Genomic DNA, 725 nt, shown 5'->3' with positions numbered 1-725 from the left:
CTACATTTGAAAGACGATAGAAAATACCATGTTCATTCGAATGAAAATTTACTCCGTCAAAAGATTTATCAAATCATTGCTGGTTATGCTGAAGATGACAGTGCTGATCAATTGACGAATGATCCTGTCTTCACACAAATTATCGGGACCGACGCCTTAGCTTCTCAACCAAGTTTATCTCGGTTTTACACAAGATTTGATAACGAATCCATGGAACAATTAAATCAAGCGAACCAAGAGCTTTTAGATAAAGTACATACATTCAGGGGATCCAAAGCAATCATCTTTGACTTGGATTCAACACATGCTGACACATATGGTGAACAAGAATCGGCATCGTACAATACTCATTATGGAACGGTCGGTTTTCATCCGTTAGTTGCTTTTGATGGTATCACTGGCGATTTCCTTAAAGCGAAGCTACGACCAGGAAATGTTTATACTTCCAATGGTGTCGTTGATTTTGTAAAACCACTTATTGAACACTACAATGAAAAATTTCCAGAAACCACACCGTTTTTACGTGGAGATAGTGGATTTGCTGTCCCGGCTTTGTATGACTTATGTGAAGATGAGTCTGTCTATTACGTGATTCGTCTAAAATCAAACGCTATTTTACAGCGAATGGCAGATGAATTACATCCAGCAACGGAGATATCAGATGTTTCCATGTCTGAATGCTATTATGAGGAAATCGAATACCAGGCAAAATCATGGTCGAAGTC

General features: G+C 38.5%; 1 protein-coding gene. It reads left to right on the top strand.

The window, feature by feature from the left end; translation table 11 throughout:
* Positions 1-725: IS1380 family transposase (locus tag GJS40_RS00460; protein WP_270895290.1), on the top strand; the 725-nt coding region annotated here is incomplete at both ends.

It is taken from the genome of Aliibacillus thermotolerans, assembly GCF_027853235.1.
Classification (GTDB): Bacteria; Bacillota; Bacilli; order Bacillales; family Marinococcaceae; genus Aliibacillus; species Aliibacillus thermotolerans.
Note: the sequence above shows the minus strand (reverse complement) of the source record. Positions and strands in the feature narration are given on the sequence as shown.